This window comes from Streptomyces carpinensis, assembly GCF_002154505.1.
In the GTDB taxonomy this organism is placed as follows: domain Bacteria; phylum Actinomycetota; class Actinomycetes; order Streptomycetales; family Streptomycetaceae; genus Streptomyces; species Streptomyces carpinensis.
Genome location: NZ_MUBM01000480.1, coordinates 1 through 17283, shown reverse-complemented (window position 1 = coordinate 17283; position 17283 = coordinate 1). Strand labels below are relative to the sequence as shown.

The 17283-nt window shown below is 73.0% G+C and carries 18 protein-coding genes; 6 read left to right on the top strand and 12 right to left on the bottom strand.

Annotated features, from left to right (window positions below):
* Window positions 1-292: 292 nt before the first annotated feature.
* Entirely contained in the window at window positions 293-460 is a 168-nt protein-coding gene (locus BZY54_RS44095; RefSeq protein WP_003966491.1) for a DUF3117 domain-containing protein, read from the bottom strand.
* Between the two features lie 389 nt (window positions 461-849).
* On the opposite strand from BZY54_RS44095, the gene chcB reads away from it, so the two are divergent.
* Window positions 850-1653 (top strand): 2-cyclohexenylcarbonyl CoA isomerase, encoded by an 804-nt coding sequence (gene chcB, locus BZY54_RS44090; protein ID WP_086730983.1) that lies wholly within the window; start codon window positions 850-852, stop codon window positions 1651-1653.
* Window positions 1654-1736: 83 nt separating this feature from the next.
* On the opposite strand, the gene BZY54_RS44085 is transcribed toward chcB, so the two are convergent.
* Both BZY54_RS44085 and BZY54_RS44080 read right to left on the bottom strand, forming a co-directional pair.
* Window positions 1737-2321, bottom strand: a complete 585-nt coding sequence (locus tag BZY54_RS44085; RefSeq protein WP_086730986.1) for a DNA-3-methyladenine glycosylase I — start codon at window positions 2319-2321, stop codon at window positions 1737-1739.
* A gap of 71 nt (window positions 2322-2392) precedes the next feature.
* The gene (locus BZY54_RS44080) at window positions 2393-2749 is read right to left on the bottom strand and encodes a DivIVA domain-containing protein (RefSeq protein ID WP_086730982.1); all 357 of its coding nucleotides are present in this window, start codon (window positions 2747-2749) and stop codon (window positions 2393-2395) included.
* Window positions 2750-2883: 134 nt separating this feature from the next.
* On the opposite strand from BZY54_RS44080, the gene folP reads away from it, so the two are divergent.
* A complete protein-coding gene (folP, locus tag BZY54_RS44075; protein ID WP_086730981.1) occupies window positions 2884-3744 on the top strand; it encodes a dihydropteroate synthase in 861 nt (286 codons plus the stop codon).
* Window positions 3745-3969: 225 nt separating this feature from the next.
* Here folP and BZY54_RS44070 read toward each other — a convergent pair whose 3' ends face one another.
* Together BZY54_RS44070 and dapE are read right to left on the bottom strand one after the other, a co-directional pair.
* A complete protein-coding gene (locus tag BZY54_RS44070; RefSeq protein WP_086730980.1) occupies window positions 3970-4728 on the bottom strand; it encodes an LOG family protein in 759 nt (252 codons plus the stop codon).
* Window positions 4729-4881: 153 nt separating this feature from the next.
* Entirely contained in the window at window positions 4882-5961 is a 1080-nt protein-coding gene (gene dapE, locus BZY54_RS44065; protein ID WP_086730979.1) for a succinyl-diaminopimelate desuccinylase, read from the bottom strand.
* A 94-nt stretch (window positions 5962-6055) separates the two neighbouring features.
* Here dapE and BZY54_RS44060 point away from each other — a divergent pair, with 94 nt between their 5' ends.
* Together BZY54_RS44060 and BZY54_RS44055 are read left to right on the top strand one after the other, a co-directional pair.
* On the top strand, window positions 6056-7063 hold the full coding sequence (locus BZY54_RS44060; protein ID WP_086730978.1) for a VldE C-terminal domain-containing protein: 1008 nt from the start codon (window positions 6056-6058) through the stop codon (window positions 7061-7063).
* Between the two features lie 354 nt (window positions 7064-7417).
* Window positions 7418-7834, top strand: coding sequence for an ATP-binding protein (locus tag BZY54_RS44055; RefSeq protein WP_086730977.1), 417 nt, complete (start codon window positions 7418-7420; stop codon window positions 7832-7834).
* Between the two features lie 72 nt (window positions 7835-7906).
* On the opposite strand, the gene BZY54_RS44050 is transcribed toward BZY54_RS44055, so the two are convergent.
* Both BZY54_RS44050 and fdxA read right to left on the bottom strand, forming a co-directional pair.
* Window positions 7907-8998 (bottom strand): bifunctional succinyldiaminopimelate transaminase/glutamate-prephenate aminotransferase, encoded by a 1092-nt coding sequence (locus BZY54_RS44050; protein ID WP_086730976.1) that lies wholly within the window; start codon window positions 8996-8998, stop codon window positions 7907-7909.
* A gap of 135 nt (window positions 8999-9133) precedes the next feature.
* On the bottom strand, window positions 9134-9454 hold the full coding sequence (gene fdxA, locus BZY54_RS44045; RefSeq protein WP_086730975.1) for a ferredoxin: 321 nt from the start codon (window positions 9452-9454) through the stop codon (window positions 9134-9136).
* A 140-nt stretch (window positions 9455-9594) separates the two neighbouring features.
* Between fdxA and BZY54_RS44040 the strand changes: the two genes are divergently transcribed.
* Together BZY54_RS44040 and BZY54_RS44035 are read left to right on the top strand one after the other, a co-directional pair.
* Window positions 9595-10644, top strand: a complete 1050-nt coding sequence (locus BZY54_RS44040; protein ID WP_086730974.1) for a GNAT family N-acetyltransferase — start codon at window positions 9595-9597, stop codon at window positions 10642-10644.
* A gap of 80 nt (window positions 10645-10724) precedes the next feature.
* A complete protein-coding gene (locus BZY54_RS44035; RefSeq protein WP_086730973.1) occupies window positions 10725-11579 on the top strand; it encodes a transglutaminase family protein in 855 nt (284 codons plus the stop codon).
* Window positions 11580-11650: 71 nt separating this feature from the next.
* Here the strand turns inward: BZY54_RS44035 and BZY54_RS44030 are convergent, their stop codons facing one another.
* The 5 genes from BZY54_RS44030 to BZY54_RS44010 form a co-directional block, all read right to left on the bottom strand.
* The gene (locus BZY54_RS44030) at window positions 11651-12265 is read right to left on the bottom strand and encodes a response regulator transcription factor (protein WP_086730972.1); all 615 of its coding nucleotides are present in this window, start codon (window positions 12263-12265) and stop codon (window positions 11651-11653) included.
* Window positions 12262-13458: a sensor histidine kinase gene (locus tag BZY54_RS44025; protein WP_425276387.1), complete on the bottom strand. Its 1197-nt coding sequence runs from the start codon at window positions 13456-13458 to the stop codon at window positions 12262-12264. Before BZY54_RS44025 ends, BZY54_RS44030 begins: the two co-directional genes overlap by 4 nt.
* Window positions 13455-14195 carry an ABC transporter permease gene (locus BZY54_RS44020; RefSeq protein ID WP_086730971.1) on the bottom strand — a complete coding sequence of 247 codons (741 nt, stop codon included), beginning with the start codon at window positions 14193-14195 and terminating at the stop codon, window positions 13455-13457. Before BZY54_RS44020 ends, BZY54_RS44025 begins: the two co-directional genes overlap by 4 nt.
* The gene (locus BZY54_RS44015) at window positions 14192-15121 is read right to left on the bottom strand and encodes an ABC transporter ATP-binding protein (protein WP_086730970.1); all 930 of its coding nucleotides are present in this window, start codon (window positions 15119-15121) and stop codon (window positions 14192-14194) included. Before BZY54_RS44015 ends, BZY54_RS44020 begins: the two co-directional genes overlap by 4 nt.
* A 164-nt stretch (window positions 15122-15285) precedes the next feature.
* Window positions 15286-17283, bottom strand: a 1998-nt coding sequence (locus BZY54_RS44010) for a hypothetical protein (protein WP_425276386.1), incomplete at its 5' end; no start/stop codon positions are given.

Sequence of the window (17283 nt, the reverse complement as noted above, 5' to 3'; positions counted from 1 at the left end):
CGAAGCGGCCGACACGGCGGCCTGCCGGCCGACACCGCCCTGCTCCGATCGGCTGTGGCCGACTCCGGCCCGGCCCCGCCCCGGGCAGGCCCCGGCCCGCTGCGGCGGCCCGCTCCGGCAAGTGAGCCGACACGGCTTCGCCGCCCAGGAGCACCACCGGCCCAGGCAGGGGCTTCCCCGGCGGGAGCCGCCCGCCCGACCGGGATCCAAGCCGCCGTCCGGGCCCGCGAAGAAGTCGCCCCGGCACCGCATGCGGTGCCGGGGCGACTGAAAGGGTATGGTCGCTTGCGCGTCAGCCGACGACCTTCTTGAGGGCGTCGCCGAGCGCGTCGGCCTCGTCAGGGGTCAGCTCGACGACGAGCCGACCGCCGCCTTCGAGCGGAACGCGCATGACGATGCCCCGCCCCTCCTTGGTCACCTCGAGCGGGCCATCACCCGTCCGCGGCTTCATGGCCGCCATGCTCGTTCCCCTTCCTGAAACCCAGCTCATCGTCAAGGCCGACGGCCCGCCGAAGGCAGGCGCGTTCCTCACCACAACGGCCCAGGACACGCGACACCGGCATCGAACACATTGCTTCCCGGCCATTATCCCGCATCTCAGGACCCGATGACCAACATCAGTCGGCATCGCTTGGGCAACGCGCGCGAGCAAAACCACTCAATTCGGCGATGTGGCTGCGATACTGCGCACCCCCACGGACATCCCCCGGCGACCGCCCCGGGGAAATTCTTTGACGCAGGTCACACGTCCGCTCCGCGCTCCGGCCGGTGATCTCCGTCATGCTGTCCTTCGGACACCGGACGTACCGGACGGTACGTCGTCAGCCGCGACACCGGAGGGGATACGCCATGGCCGACACCGTGCTCTACGAGGTGAGCGACGGGCTCGCGACGATCACGCTGAACCGTCCGGAGGCGATGAACGCGCTGAACGTCGCCACCAAGGTCGCCCTGCGGGACGCGGTCGAGTCCGCGGCGGGCGACGGCGCCGTGCGGGCCGTGCTGCTGACCGCCGCCGGGGACAGGGCGTTCTGCGTGGGCCAGGACCTCAAGGAGCACATCGGGCTGCTGGCCGCCGACCGCGAGAGTGGGTCGGGGCAGACGATGAGCACCGTGCGGGAGCACTACAACCCGATCGTGCGGGCGCTCGCCGGGGCCCGGAAGCCGGTGGTCGCCGCGGTGAACGGCGTGGCCGCCGGCGCCGGTTTCGGCTTCGCCCTGGCCGCCGACTACCGGATCGTGTCGGACACGGCGGCCTTCAACACCTCGTTCGCGGGTGTGGCCCTCACCGCCGACTCCGGCATCTCCTGGACCCTGCCGCGGGTCGTCGGGCCGAGCCGCGCCATGGACCTGCTGCTCTTCCCGCGCAGCATCTCCGCCCAGGACGCCCACGAGCTGGGGATCGCCAACCGGGTCGTACCGGCGGCCGAGCTGCGCGCCGAGGCCGAGAAGGCGGCGCGGGCGCTTGCCGACGGCCCGACGCTGGCCTATGCGGCGCTCAAGGAGTCGGTGGCCCACGGCCTGACGCACTCCCTGGAGGAGACGCTGGAGAAGGAGGACGAGCTCCAGACCCGCGCGGGGCGATCCGAGGACCACGCCATCGCCGTACAGGCCTTCGTGAACAAGGAGAAGCCGAAGTACCTGGGTCGCTGAGCCGGGACCGCGTGACTCGCCGGCTCCGGCCCTCCGTGAGTGCCGCCCCTGCTCGCCGGATCAGGGGCGGCCCGCGCGGCGGGTCACGGGCGGCGGGCGACGCAGTCCGCGAGGTGGTCGTCGACCAGCCCGCACGCCTGCATCAGGGCGTACGCCGTGGTCGGGCCGACGAAGCGCAGTCCGCGCCTCTTGAGGGCCTTCGAGAGGGCCGTGGACTCGGGGGTCACCGCCGGGACGTCGGAGAGCGTCTTGGGAACCGGACGGTCCACCGGGTCGGGGGCGTGCGACCAGATGAGGGCGTCCAGCTCGCCCGGGGACCACTCGGCGAGCACGCGCGCGTTGGCGAGGGTCGCGTCGATCTTGGCGCGGTTGCGGATGATGCCCGCGTCGGCGAGCAGGCGCTCGCGGTCGGCGTCGGTGAACTGCGCCACCCTGGAGATCCGGAAGCCGGCGAAGGCGGCGCGGAAGGCGGGTCGGCGGCGCAGGATGGTGATCCACGACAGGCCGGACTGGAAGGCCTCCAGGCTGAGGCGTTCGTAGAGGGCGTCGTCTCCGTGGACCGGGTGGCCCCACTCCTGGTCGTGGTACGTCACGTACTCCGCCGCGGACAGCGCCCACGGGCAGCGCAGGGAGCCGTCCGGGCCGGCGATCGCGGCACCGGCCGTCACCGCTTCGCCCGTCACCGGGCCCTCCGTCACCGGTTCGTCGGTCGCCGCGCGCTCCGTCACCGCGTCCTCCGTCACTGCTGGTCCTCCGGTTCGGCCTTGGTCATGCGCACATGGGCCGCGGCGGCCCGAGCGCCGGCCAGCGCGGACTCCAGATCGGCGATCCGCGCGTCACGCTCGGCCAGTTCCGCGCCCAGCCGGCTCAGCGCGTCGTCGACGTCCGACATGCGGTAGCCGCGGACGGCGAGCGGGAAGCGGATGCGCTCCACGTCGGCACGTCCCACCTGGCGGTCCGGCGGCAGCGGGTCGTGCAACCGCTCGGGCGTGGCCTCGGGCAGCGGGCCGGTGCCCTCGCCACCGCCCACGACCGCGAGGGTCACCGCGGCGACCACGACCGCGAGCGCGACGACCAGGAACAAGAACATAACCATCGCTGGGGTCCCCACGGAGTCCGGAGTCTGTCGTGTGTGTCAGGGTCCGATCGTGCCATGCGACGCTGACAGTTAGGGTCACAGGCGGCCGTAGGCCGGAACGTATCGGAACGCAAGAGGAGAGGTCACAGGGGATGCTCAGGCTGGGCAGGCGTGAATTCGGCACGCATGAGCCGGTGATCATGGCGATCGTCAACCGGACCCCCGACTCCTTCTACGACCAGGGGGCGACGTTCCGCGACGAGCCGGCCCTCGCGCGCGTGGAGCAGGCGATCGCCGAAGGAGCCGCGATCATCGACATCGGCGGGGTGAAGGCCGGGCCCGGCGAAGAGGTGACCGCGGAGGAGGAGACCCGGCGGACGGTCGGCTTCGTGGCCGAGGTGCGGCGGCGGTTCCCGGAGGTGGTGATCAGCGTCGACACCTGGCGCGCCGATGTCGGCGAGGCGGTCTGCGAGGCGGGGGCCGACCTCCTGAACGACGCGTGGGGAGGTGTCGACCCGCGGCTCGCCGAGGTCGCGGCGCGCCACCGGGTGGGGCTGGTGTGCACCCACGCGGGCGGCGCCGAGCCCCGGACCCGGCCGCACCGGGTGACGTACGACGACGTCATGGCCGACATCCTGAAGGTGACCCTGGGGCTGGCCGAGCGCGCGGTGGCCCTCGGCGTGCCCCGGGAGTCGGTGCTGATCGATCCCGGGCACGACTTCGGCAAGAACACACGGCACAGCCTGGAGGCGACGCGGCGGCTGGACGAGATGGTCGCGACCGGATGGCCGGTGCTGGTGTCCCTGTCCAACAAGGACTTCGTGGGCGAGACGCTGGACAAGCCGGTGAAGGAGCGCGTGCTGGGCACGCTGGCCACGACGGCCGTCTCGGCGTGGCTGGGCGCTCAGGTGTACCGGGTGCACGAGGTCGCCGAGACACGGCAGGTGCTGGACATGGTGGCCTCCATCGCGGGCCACCGGCCTCCGGCGGTGGCCCGGCGGGGCCTGGCGTAGAGGAGTTTCCGCCCCCGCCGACTCCGCCCGTGGCCGCCAGGGGCTTGATCCCCGGCCCCCAGGGCGCCGCGTGCTCGCCCGCGGCCAGGGTCTTTCGTCTGGATCATGCCGGATCGGGCCCCGCGGGCCGGGCATGATCCAAGCGAGAGGCCCCAGGTGGGGGCCGGGCGCGCACACGCGGCGGAGCCGCACCTCGACTCGGCGGCCGGCGCCCCTCGGAGGGCGCTACCTGCCCGCCTCCTTCGACACCAGCGCCACCGCCTCGTCCACGTCGTCCGTGACGTGGAACAGGGTCAGGTCGGCCTTCGAGGCCTTTCCCTCGGCGATGAGCGTGTTGGTCACCCAGTCGACCAGGCCGCCCCAGTAGGCGCTGTTGAACAGGACGATCGGGAAACGGGTGACCTTCTGGGTCTGGACGAGGGTGAGGGCCTCGAAGAGCTCGTCGAGGGTGCCGAGGCCACCGGGCAGAACCACGAATCCTTGGGCATACTTCACGAACATCATTTTTCGGACAAAGAAGTACCGAAAGTTCAGACCGATGTCGACGTAGGGGTTCAGGCCCTGCTCGAAGGGCAGCTCGATGCCCAGGCCCACCGAGATGCCGCCGGCCTCGGACGCGCCCCTGTTCGCCGCCTCCATCGCGCCCGGTCCGCCACCGGTGATCACCGCGAAGCCCGCCTCGACCAGACCGCGTCCCAGCCGGACCCCCGCCTTGTACTCGGGTGAGTCCACAGGCGTACGGGCCGAGCCGAACACGCTGATGGCGGGAGGGAGTTCGGCCAGCGTACCGAAGCCCTCGATGAACTCCGACTGGATGCGCAGCACCCGCCAGGGGTCGGTGTGCACCCAGTCGGTGGGGGCACGCTCGTCCAGCAGCCGCTGGTCGGTGGTGCCGGCCTGGACCTGGCTCCGCCGCCGGAGGACCGGTCCCAGGCGCTGCTCCTCCGGTGGCCGCTTCTTGCCCTCGGGGTTGCCTGTAGCCATGTGCGCTCCCTCCGTGTTCCAGGCCTCCCCCGACCCGGCCGGAGCCGGACCTCGGGGGAGGACGTTCCACCTCAGCGTAGATCTACGCGGGTTACGGGCGGGGGACCTCGGCATGTCCGCGGTGCAGCACCCCGGGGCGGCTCCGCGGGGCGGTCAGCTCGTCAGCCACGCCCGCAGCCGCTCCTCACCGGCCAGGATCTTCGCCGTCTCCACCCGCTCGTCCCGCTTGTGCGCCAGGAGCGGGTTGCCGGGGCCGTAGTTCACGGCCGGGACGCCCACCGCCGAGAAGCGGGACACGTCCGTCCAGCCGTACTTGGGCTTGGGGGTGCCGCCGACCGCCTCGATGAACGCCGCCGCCGCCGGGTGGCTCAGGCCGGGCAGGGCGCCGGGGCTGTGGTCGTCGACCACGAACTCCTCGACCCCGCAGTCCGCGAAGACCTCGCGGACGTGGGCGACCGCCTCCTCCTCCGTGCGGTCGGGGGCGTAGCGGAAGTTGACGGTGACGACGCACTCGTCGGGGATGACGTTGCCCGCCACCCCGCCCGAGATGCCGACCGCGTTGAGGCCCTCGCGGTACTCCAGGCCGTCGATGACCGGGTTGCGGGGTTCGTACGACGCCAGGCGCGCGAGGATCGGCGCCGCCGCGTGGACGGCGTTGGAGCCCATCCAGCTGCGGGCCGAGTGGGCCCGCTCGCCCGTCGTCCCGAGGTGCACGCGCAGGGTGCCCTGGCAGCCGCCCTCGACCTCGCCGTCGGAGGGCTCCAGCAGGACCGCGAAGTCGCCCGCCAGCCATTCCGGGTGGGCCTCGGCGACGTGCTTCAGGCCGTTCAGCTCGGCGGCGACCTCCTCGTTGTCGTAGAAGACGAAGGTCAGGTCGCGGTTGGGGGCCGGGACCGTGGCCGCGATGCGCAGCTGAACGGCCACGCCGGACTTCATGTCGCAGGTGCCGCAGCCCCAGAGCACGCCGTCCTCGTCCAGCCGGGAGGGCACATTGCCGGCGATCGGGACGGTGTCGATGTGGCCGGCCAGGATCACGCGCTCGGACCGGCCCAGGTTCGTCCGGGCGACGACGTTGTTGCCGAGGCGGTCGACCGTCAGGTGCGGCAGGGTGCGCAGCGCGGACTCGATCGCGTCGGCCAGCGGCTTCTCCGTGCCGCTCTCCGAGGGGAAGTCGACGAGCTGCGCGGTCAGCCGCGCGGCATCCAGCGTGAGGTCAAGCGGGGTATCGGCCATGGCGTCGACCCTAACCCGGCGAACCGCCCGGACGCCGCCGCGCTTTGTCCCCACAGACCCCAGTGGCCCCACCCGTCTCCAGTACCTTGTACGCGTGCCAGAGCCGTCCCCCACTTCGAAGCGCCGCGGCCGCCTCCTCAGGATCGGGGCGGCCCTGGTGGTCCTGCTCGCGGTCGCGGGGTATCTCGCGGTGCAGTACCTCACCGGTCGCACGGGAGGACCGGGCTGCAAGGTCGTCTCCGCCGACGACGGCGCCAGTTACCGGTTCACGCCGGAGCAGGCGGTGAACGCGGCGACGATCGCGGCCGTCGGCACCGGGCGCCAGATGCCCGAGCGGGCCGTGACCATCGCGCTGGCGACCGCCCTGCAGGAGTCGGGCCTGCGCAACATCGAGCACGGCGACCGGGACTCCCTGGGACTGTTCCAGCAGCGCCCCTCGCAGGGCTGGGGCACGCCGAAGGAGATCATGGACCCGACGTACGCGGCGGGCGTCTTCTACGAGCACCTGGCCAAGGTCCCCGGCTACACGCGGCTGCCGCTCACCGTCGCCGCACAGCGGGTGCAGCGCAGCGGCTTCCCGCAGGCGTACGCCAAGCACGAGCCGGACGCCACCCTGCTCGCCGCCGCGCTCACCGGGCGCGCCGCGGCCACGCTGACCTGCCTCGGCCGGCCGGGCGCCACCCGCACCACCGGCCCGGACGCCGTACGAGCCGCCCTGGTACGGGACTTCGGGCGGGACGTGCTCCAGGAGGCCGGCGCGGAGGTGGGCGGCAGCGGCGGCTCGTCGCCGAAGCCGCCGCCGAGCGTGGCGTCCGGCGCGGACGGGCGGACGGTGACACTGCCGGTGCCCGCCGGCACCGTCTCCGGCGGGCGCAGCGCGCAGCAACGCGGCTGGCAGTTGGCGCACTGGGCGGTGGCCAACGCCTCGGCGCTGCACATCGAACGGGTGTCGTACGCGGGACGGGAGTGGACCGCCGGGGTCGCCGACGGCCGGTGGCACACGGCGGACGCGAAGAACGCCCACGGGGCCGCCGGGAGAGACGTCTCGGGCGGGTCCGGCGAGCGCGACGCGGGCGCGGTGCGCATCACGACCGGACCGTAGTCGCCGCCGCCGGACACCCGTACGGACCCTCACCCTCCGGGGTCATGCGCGGCCGCTCGGGCGGGCCGTGTGCGCAGGTTTTCGTGCCGTCACTCCCGTGATCGTCGAAACCCGTGGGAACACAGGGCGGGAAGGATTCAGCAGACTTTCCGACCGGCCACTTTTTGTCCGGTTTCGTCAGCAGCCGATAATGCGACGCATTGCCAACTCTTTGCGTCGGCACGCCGCAACCTTCGCGGGCTTCGAGCGGTAGTCACTGCGTCCGAGCCCGGCCGGGCGGCGGCCCCCACAGCCGTCGGTCAACTGCCGGGCGTGGTCGGACAGTTCACCGTTCTCTCCCGTCGAAGGAGCAACATGTCCCTCCCCCTGACCCGCCGGATCGCCCGTGCCGCGCTGCTCGTCGCTGCGGGAGCGGCTGCCGGGGTCGGTGCGGCCGGCTCCGCCAGTGCTGCCCCCGAGCTGCCGGCCACTCCGAACCTCGGCGGCCTGACCGCACTGGACGGGGCGAGCGTAGGCAACACGATGGACGGCGCGGCGCAGCACGTCACCGGGGTCGCGGGCGACACCGGCAGCAAGGCGGTCAGGCAGGCGGTTCCGGCCGCCGGCCAGACCGGCGGCAAGCTCGTGAAGAAGGCGACGCCGGTGGCGCAGAAGGCGGCGGGCGACGCGGCGGGCACCGCGGGCGGTCTCCTCGGCGACACGGCCAGGACGGCCACGAAGGGCGGGCTGCCGACGCAGGGCCTGCCGGTCTCCGGTGTGCCTCTCGGCTGAGCGCGACTTCCGCAGTCGACGGGGTCCAGGGGGTTTCCCTGGGCCCCGTCGCTTCGACCGGACCGCAGTCGGCTACAGCCTCGCCACCGCCGCCGCGACCCTCTCGTCCGTGGCCGTGAAGGCCACGCGGACGAACTGCTCGCCCGCCGGGCCGTAGAAGTCGCCCGGAGCGACCAGGATGCCCCGTTCGGCCAGGTGGGCGACCGTGTCCCAGCAGGACTCGCCCCTCGTGGCCCACAGGTAGAGGCTGGCCTCGCTGTGCTCGATGCGGAAGCCGTGGGAGAGCAGTGCCTGGCGGAGCGCGGCACGGCGGGCGGCGTAGCGCTCGCGCTGCTCGCGGACGTGGGTGTCGTCGCCCAGGGCCGCCACGACCGCCGCCTGGGTCGGCGCCGAGGTCATCATGCCGCCGTGCTTGCGGATCTCCAGCAGCGGGCCGAGGACCGCCGGGTCACCGGCCAGGAAGGCGGCGCGGTAGCCCGCGAGGTTGGAGCGCTTGGAGAGGGAGTGGACGGCGACGATGCCCTCGTGGGAGCCGCCGTTCACGTCGGGGTGCAGGACCGAGACCGGGTCGGCCTCCCAGCCCAGCTCCAGGTAGCACTCGTCGGAGAAGACCAGGATGCCGTGCTCGCGGGCCCAGGCGACGATCCGCGTCAGGTCCTCCTTGCCCAGCACCTCGCCCGTGGGGTTGGAGGGCGAGTTCAGCCACAGGAGCTTGAGGTTCGCCGGGTCCAGGTCGGTCGGGTCGTCGTAGGCCTCGTGGTCCGCGCGGGCCAGGCGGGCGCCGACCTCGTAGGTCGGGTAGGCCAGGCGCGGGAAGGCGACCTTGTCGCCGGGGCCGAGACCCAGCTGCGTGGGGAGCCAGGCGACCAGTTCCTTGGAGCCGACGATCGGCAGGACGTGGCGGTGGGTGATCCCGCGCGCGCCGAGGCGGCGCTCGACCCATCCGGAGATCGCGTCACGCAGCTCGGGCGTGCCCCAGACCGTCGGGTAGCCCGGCGAGTCGGCCGCCGCGATCAGCGCCTTCTGGATCAGCTCGGGGACCGGGTCGACCGGGGTGCCGACCGACAGGTCGACGATGCCGTCCGGGTGTGCTGCGGCCGTCTTCTTGTACGGCTCCAGCTTGTCCCAGGGAAAGGTGGGAAGTCGGTCGGAGACTGCGGACACGGGATCAGGCTCACTTTCTCGTACGGCATGCGCCCGGTACGGCGAACGCCTCGGTCCCGTACGGCAGCCGGAAGCGCCGGAGGCGATCAGGGCCGTACGGGACCGAGGCGGCACGGTGTGCGGGCCGCTTGAGGGTTACTCGCCCTGCGGCGGCAGCGCGGAGACGACGGGGTGGTCGCGCTCGATCAGCCCCAGCTTGCTGGCGCCGCCGGGAGAGCCGAGCTCGTCGAAGAACTCGACGTTGGCCTTGTAGTAGTCCTTCCACTCCTCCGGCACGTCGTCCTCGTAGAAGATCGCCTCGACCGGGCAGACCGGCTCACAGGCACCACAGTCGACGCATTCGTCCGGGTGGATGTACAAGGACCGCTGGCCCTCGTAGATGCAGTCGACCGGGCACTCCTCGATGCACGCCTTGTCCTTGACGTCGACACAAGGCTGCGCGATGACGTAGGTCACGCTGTCGTTCCTCCTCGATAGGGCGCTGGCGGGCCTCCACAGGCTCCGCCGCCTGGCGCGCGGGAGCGCGGCGTCGTCGATGCCCGCCCCTAGTATCTCCGTTCCGGGGCATGATCCGAACAGGAGGGGTGAACCGACCTGTGGAAATCTCGTCGACAGGACGCTTCGAGGTCCGTATCACCGCTGCTGACGTGGGCAAACGGGTCTCCGTACGGCGCTTGAGCGAACCTCGGGGAACGGGTGAGAAGTTCACCGACACGGTGGGTGTTCTCACATCATGGGACGACGGTGTGCTGCTGATCACACGAAAGAACGGCGAAACCGTCCGGATCGCGGAGTCCTCGCTGGTCGCCGGGAAACTGGTGCCGGCCGCACCGGCCCGGCGCAGGGGACCGGCGGCGACGTACGAGGAGCTCGCGCGGGTCGCCGCGCGCGCCTGGCAGCCGGTCGAGAGCGAGCGGCTCGGCGAGTGGCTGCTGAGGGCGGCCGGCGGTTTCACGCGGCGGGCGAACTCCGTGCTGCCGCTCGGTGACCCGGGCCTTCCGCTCGACGAGGCGCTGGCCGCCGTACGACGCTGGTATGGCGAGCGCGGCCTGCCCGCGTACATCCAGACCGCCACCGGCGCCGAGGGCACGCAGGAACTGCTGTGCGCCGAGCTGGAGCGGCGGGGCTGGGTGCGCGAGGTGACCGCCGAGCTGTGGATCGGGGCGCTCGCACCGGTCGCCGACCGGGCCGAGGGCTCCGGGGTCGTGCTGTCCCGCACGGCCGACGAGGCGTGGCTTGCGCGCTACCAGCGCAAGGGGGTGAGCGAGGTGGCCCTGAAGGTCCTGGGCAGTGGGCCCTCCGTGTGGTTCGCGACCGTTCCCGGCGCGTCGGCCGGGCAGCCGCCCGCCGCGATCGGGCGGTGTGTCGTCGACGGCCGGTGGGCGTCCTTCGCCGCCGTGGAGGTGGATCCGGCACGGCGCCGCCAGGGCCTGGCCACCGCCGTCATGGCCGCGCTCGCCCGGCAGGCCCTGGCCGAGGGGGCGTCGGCCGCGTGCCTCCAGGTGGAGGCCGACAACGCCGGAGCACGCGCGCTGTACGCCGGAACGGGCTTCACGGCGCACCACGCCTACCACCACTACCGGGAGCCGGGACCGGAGACGGAGCCGCCGGCGCGACCGGGGGTCCCCGGCACCGGCGCGGCCTAGCGAGCGACGCCACGACGCCGTGACCACCCTGATACCGCCGTCAGCCCCGTGACATCGCCGTGAAAGGGCACGAGCCTGCCATGCGTCCCCCCTGTTCCCCGCCGCCGCCCGAACGGGCCGCCGAGCTGCGCCGGCGGTTCGCCGAGGAGGCCCGGTCCGAGCGGCCCGACCTGTCGGTGCTGTGCCTGCTGGTGGGCGCGACGGCCGACGGGACCCTGGACGAGGCCGGCCTGGACGCGGCGCAGCTGGAACTCGACGGGCTGGCGGGGCAGCTGCCGTACCGGCCGGGGGGCCCGCGCGCGTGGGCGCAGGCGGTACGGGAGCTGCTCGGCGAGAGGCACGGGTTCCACGGCTCGGCCGCCGACTACCAGCGCCTGGAGTCCTCGCTGCTGCACGAGGTGCTGCGGCGGCGGCGCGGGCTGCCCATCCTGCTGTCGGTGGTGTGGATGGAGGTCGCGCGGCGGGCGGGGGCGCCGGTGTACGGGGTCGCGCTGCCCGGTCACTTCGTGGTGGGGTTCGGTGCGGCGGAGGAGCAGGTGCTCGCCGATCCGTTCGACGGGGGCAGGGTGCTCACCGGGGCGGACGCGGAGCTGCTGGTCGTCGGGGCGACGGGGGCGCCGCTGCAGCCCTCGATGCTGACCCCGGCGGGTCCGCTGGACGTGGTGCTGCGGATCCTGAACAACATACGGGCCTGGGCGGCCGCACGGCCCGAACGGTCGGACGTGGCGCTGTGGGCGGTCGAGCTGTCGCTGCTGCTGCCCTCGCATCCGGCACGGCTGCGCTACGAGCGTGCGCAGCTGCTGGTGCAGCGTGGGGACTTCGTGGCCGGGGCGCTGGAGCTGGAGGCGTACGCCGAGGTGATCGCGGGGGTGGACCGGTCGGCGGCGGAGCGGGTACGGGGGCAGGCGCAGGCGGCGCGGGCGATGCTGAACTAGGGCCGCTCGTTCGGATCATGCCGGGCTCGCGGGGTCTGGCCTGATCCGAACGAAAGACCCTAGCTAGGGCCTCACAGCCAGCCCTTCTCCCGGGCGATGCGGACCGCTTCCGTTCTGTTGCGGACCGCCAGTTTCTGGATCGCGGTGGAGAGGTAGTTGCGGACCGTGCCCTGGGACAGGTGGAGCGCCCTGGCCAGTTCCGCGTTGGTGGAGCCGTCGGCGGCGGCGCGCAGGACCTCGCGCTCGCGGTCGGTCAGCGGATTGGCGCCCTCGGCCAGGGCCGCGGCGGCGAGCGTGGGGTCGATGACCCGGTCGCCGGCCAGCACCTTGCGCACCGCCTCGGCGAGTTGGGCGGCGGGGGCGTCCTTGACCAGGAACGCGTCGGCGCCCGCCTCCATGGCACTGCGCAGATAGCCGGGGCGGCCGAAGGTGGTGAGGACGACCAGCTTGACCGCGGGCAGTTCCCTGTGGAGCCGGGCGGCCGCCTCGATTCCGGTGCAGCCGGGCATCTCGATGTCGAGCAGGGCCACGTCGATGTCGTGGGCGTGCGCGGCGGCGACGACCTCGTCCCCGCGGGCCACCTGGGCGACGACCTCGATGTCCTCCTCGAGGCCGAGAAGTGCGGCCAGGGCCTCTCGGACCATCGACTGGTCCTCGGCGAGAAGGACCTTGATCGTACTGCTCATGCCCGGGATCCTACGTCCACCGCAGCACCGGCGGGGACGCGGGCGACCAGCCGGAAGCCGCGCCTGACGCGGCCCGCCTCCAGCATGCCGCCGGCCTTCTGGAGGCGTTCGGTCAGGCCCGTCAGACCGTTGCCGGGACCCTCGCCGGAGCCGCCCGAGCCGTCGTCCTCGACGGACAGCTCCAGCATCGGGCCGTCCAGGGTCTGGCGGCGCACGACCTCCACCGCGCAGCGCCGGGCACCGCTGTGCCGTACGACGTTGGTGACCGCCTCGCGCAGCGCCCAGGCGAGCGCGGACTCGCTCTCCTCGGGGACGGCGGTGAGGTCGGGCTCGGCGGGCAGTTCCGGACTCACCCCGGCCGCGGTCAGCGCGACCTGCGCGCCGGCGAGCTCCGCGGCCAGGCGGGGGCGCCGGTAGCCGGTGACGGCCTCCCGCACGTCGACGAGCGCCTGTCGGCTGACCTGCTCGATGTCGGCGACCTGCTGGGCGGCCTGGTCGGGCCGGCCGGGCAGCATCCGGCCGGCCAGCTCGCTCTTCAGCGTGATCAGGGAGAGCGAGTGGCCGAGCAGGTCGTGCAGGTCGCGGGCGAGGCGCAGGCGCTCCTCGTTGGCGGCGAGCTGGGCGACGGTGGCGCGGGCCTGGCGCAACTCGACGGTGGTCCGGACCAGCTGGCCGACGCCGCTCATCGCGAAGCCGATCAGCAGGACCAGCAGGACGAGATTCTCGGCCACCTCGATGTCCGTGCGCCACCCGACCAGCATCATCACGGCGGCCGTCGCCGGGATCGCCCAGTAGGCCGTGCGGACCGAGAGGGTCGCCCCGCAGGCGACGGAGACGTAGCAGAACAGACCGAGCCATGCGCCGCCGAGTGTGAGGCACAGCACGATGGCCAGGACGGCGAGGAAGCAGATGAGCGCGACGACCACGGTCCGGGCGAACGGCCGCCCCATGTTCCTGAAGACCAGTGCCGTGTAGGCCCCGACGAAGGTCGCCAGTCCCAGCCAGCCGGCCGCCGTGCCGGTCGGCGTGTGACGGCCGGCGGCCAGGTCCTGGACCGGCGAGCTCAGGAAGACCAGCCAGACGCCGATCCAGACGAGCTTGCGCAGCAGCTCCCGCCGGTTGCGGGGCGGCCGGCCCATGCTCATCACATGCTCTTCGCGCTCCCGCGGCCGGTCCTGGGTCATGATGCTCACGCCTTCAGCGTGTCCTTCCGGTACAGCCAGGCCGCGCCGCCCGCGAACAGGGCGAAGAAGACGACCAGGATGGCGATGTCCTTCGTGTGCGGTGCCTGGCTCTGTTCGATGGCCTGCCCCAGTGCAGCGTACGCATGGGTGGGCAGCCACTTGGCGATGTTCTGCAGCCACTGCGGGAAGGTGGTCGCCGGCATCCACAGGCCGCCGAGCATCGACAGGCCGAAGTAGACGATCATGGTGATCGGGCGGACCGCGTCACCGGTGGCGAGATAGCCGATGGCGACGCCGAGGGCGGCGAAGACGAGGCTGCCGGCCCAGATCGAGCCGGTCAGGGCGAGCCACTGCCACGGGTCGAGGCGGACGTGCTTGACGGTGGCGGCGACCGCGAAGACGACGACGATGGACGGCAGGCTGACCACGGCGGCGCTGGCGGTCTTGGCGAGGACGTATCCGCGGCCGGGCAGGGAGGTCAGCCGGAGCTGGCGCACCCAGCCGCTCTCCCGCTCCTTGGCGATGCGCTCGCTGTTGCCCATGAGCACCGCCGTCAGGGCGCCGAAGGAGGCCATGGAGACCATCATGTAGGTCGGGAGGGTCAGGCCGGTGCCGTCGACCCTGGTCGTGCTGTCGGCCTTGCCGGCGATGATCAGGAACAGGATCGAGGGGTAGAGCACGGAGAAGAACAGGAACTTGCGGTTGCGCAGGGCGCGGGCGAGTTCCAGCTTGATCAGGCTGTTCACGACTGCTTGGCCTCCTCGGCCTCGGTGATGGCGACGAACGCCTGCTCGAGCCCGAGCCCGGCGACCTCGAGGTTGCGGGGGTAGACACCGAGCCCGTACAGGGCGTGGACGGTCGCGTCGGCGTCGGAGGACTGGATACGCACGGTCTGGCCGGAGACGTCGATGGCGGTCAGGAAGGGCAGACCGCGCAGGGCGGACTCCTCGATCGGGCCCTCCAGGTCGAACCGGACGCTGCGGGCGCCGGCCTTCGCCTTGATCTCGGCGGCGGTGCCGTCGGCCAGCAGCCGGCCCCGGTGCAGCACCAGCACCCGGTCGGCGATGGCGTCGGCCTCTTCCAGGTAGTGGGTGGCGAACAGGACCGTACGGCCCTGGTCGGCCTGCTCGCGCATGGTGGCCCAGAAGGCCTGACGGGCGGAGACGTCCATGCCGGTGGTCGGCTCGTCCAGGACGATCAGGTCGCTGTCGCCGGCGGTGGCCAGGGCGAAGCGGACCCGCTGGGCCTGGCCGCCGGACAGCTTGTTGACCTTGCGGTCGGCGATCTGGCTGATGCCGGCGCGGGCCAGCACGTCGTCGACCTTGAACCGCTTGGGGTGCAGGTCGCAGGCGAGCCGCACCAGTTCGGCGACGGTGACCTCCTCCATCAGCCCACCGCTCTGGAGCATGGCGCCCACCCGGCCGGCGACGATCGCCTCGCGGGGGCTGGTGCCGAAGACCGCGACCGAACCGCTGTCGGCGTGCTTCAGGCCGAGCAGCAGGTCGAGGGTGGTCGACTTGCCCGCGCCGTTCGGACCCAGCAGCGCCACGGTCTCCCCGGGGTGCAGGGCGAGGGTCAGCCCGTCCACGGCCCGTACGTTCCCGTAGCTCTTGGTCACCTGGTCGAACGCCGCCACCGCGGTCGCGGTGGCGGTCTCCGCTGTCATCGTCATGGCCCCCATCCTGACCGGGGGCCCGGGGCGGGCGGCAGTGTCGGGGATCCTGACTGCCGGATGACAGATGTCATACGGGCGGCATGACGGCGGGGTGACATGGCGAGGGGGCGCCGGGTGCGGTGTGCACCCGGCGCCCCCTCACCGGTGGTGCCCGATTTCGCCTAGCTGGGGTTGGTGTCGATGACTCCGACGCGCTCCGCCGCCGTCTTGCCGCGCAGGGCCTTGCCCAGCGCGGAAGCGACGTCCTGGGGAGTGACGGCCGTCTTCTGTCCGGTGCCCCGGGTGATCAGAACTCCCTGGAAGGTACTGCCGTACGCCTCCTTGAGCGCCTTGAGGTCGTACGTCTCCACGAGCTTGCCGTTGACGGCCTTCACGCCGAGGATCTTCGGCAGTGACACGTGGCCGAACCGGATGCTGTGCGCCGCGTCGGTCTGTACGGTCGCGATGCCGGACATCGCGGGCACCGCGAACTCCTTCATCATCCGGTCGACCTCGGCGTTGGAGACCGTCGGCCTCCGGGTGGTGGTGGGGACCAGGACCGGCGTGGTGCTGCCCGTTTCCACCTGGGTGCGATAGGCCTGTTCGACCGCCTGGGTCGAGCGCGCGACGTCGATGCCCTTGCCGGTCCTGCCGTACACGGCGACGGCCTTGTCGGCCTCGAACTTGATGGTGCCGTCGGAGGACGAACCGGCGCCGCCCGCGGCGTTCTCCAGGGCCGCCTGCAGCTTCTCCTCGTCGACGGGCATCTGCGGCTCGACCACCCGGTGGTTGCCGAACAGGGAGCCGATCACGGAGACGGGGTTGTAGTCGCTCTTCGCCGCCGCGCTGGCCGTGGCCTGGGTGTCGAACTGGAGTCCGGCCTGGTCGGGCTTGAGGGTGACGGTCTTGCCGTCGACCGACAGCTTCAGCGGCTGGTCGACCCACTTGCCGAAGGCGTCGTCGAGCTTCTTGACCGCGTCGTCGCGGGTCCCGCCGCCGATGTCCACGCCGAGCACGGTGGTGCCCTTGGGCACGTCGGAGTGGTTCATCAGCAGCCCGGCACCGTAGGCGACACCGGCGACGACGATCACCGCACCACCGAGCAGCCCCAGCTTGCTGCGACCCTTCTTCTTCGGCGCCTTGGCGGACTTCGCGGACTTCGCGGACCCGGCGGCGGCCGGCGAAGCCGACTCGGGCGGCTTCGGGGGCGTGTGCGACAGCGCTCCGTCGGCGCCGGGGCCCGACCGGAACGGCGAGTCGGTGCCGGGCGGCACGACGGGGATGCCGCTGGTGACGGTGTGTCCGGAGACGTTGTCCGGCCGGCCGGCGTAGCCCGGGGCGCCCGGCTCGGGGGCGGGCTGCTGCGGGGTGAGGATCGCGGTGTCGTCGCTCAGACCGCCGCCGGGGCGTCCGGTGGGCACGCCGGGAGCACCGGCCGGGCCGCCGGGCCCGGCCGGGCCCGAGGCGGTCGCGGGGCCCCCGGTGGGCGGCAGGAGCGGGCCGTCGCCGGTCACCGGACCCCCGGTCGGGCCGGTGGGCCCCTGCGGGCCGCCGGGCCGGCCGGAGCCGCCGGGGACGCCCGCCCCGTTGAAGCCGCTGAGGCCGCCGGGACCGCTCGGGCCGCCGGAGCCGCCCTGACCGTTCGGACTGTTCTGTCCGCCCTGGCGGTTCTGGCCGTTCTCCGAGAAGAACGGCAGGTCGTCGCGGCGCGGCTCGCCACCGCCGCCGGGACGGGAGCCGCCGGAGAGCGGACCCGCCGCCAGCGCCTCGGTCACGTCGAAGGAGCCGGTGCCGCCGCCGTGCCCGGGGGCGACGGGGCCGCCGGTGGCCCCGGGGAGCCCGCCGCCGGTGGAACCGGTGCGCGCAGAGCCGCCGGGCACGCTGAGGGCGCCGACGACGCCACCGGGCCGCCGTGGGGCGCCCGGACGCGAACCGCCGGGCACCCCGGTGCCGGCTCCCGGGCCCGACGCACCGGACCCCGTCGCGGACCCGTTCGCGGGCCCGCCCGAACCGCCGGGCAGCCCGGCGCCGTTGGACGCGCCGCCGCCCTGCGCCGCCTTGCTCGGCTGCGACTTGCGGGGCGCGAACCAGTCGCTGGTCGCCTTCTCCTCGGCCGGAGCAGCGGAGTCGGCGTCGCCGGAGGGCTCCACGGCGCCGGCCGGCGTCCGCCCGTCACCGCC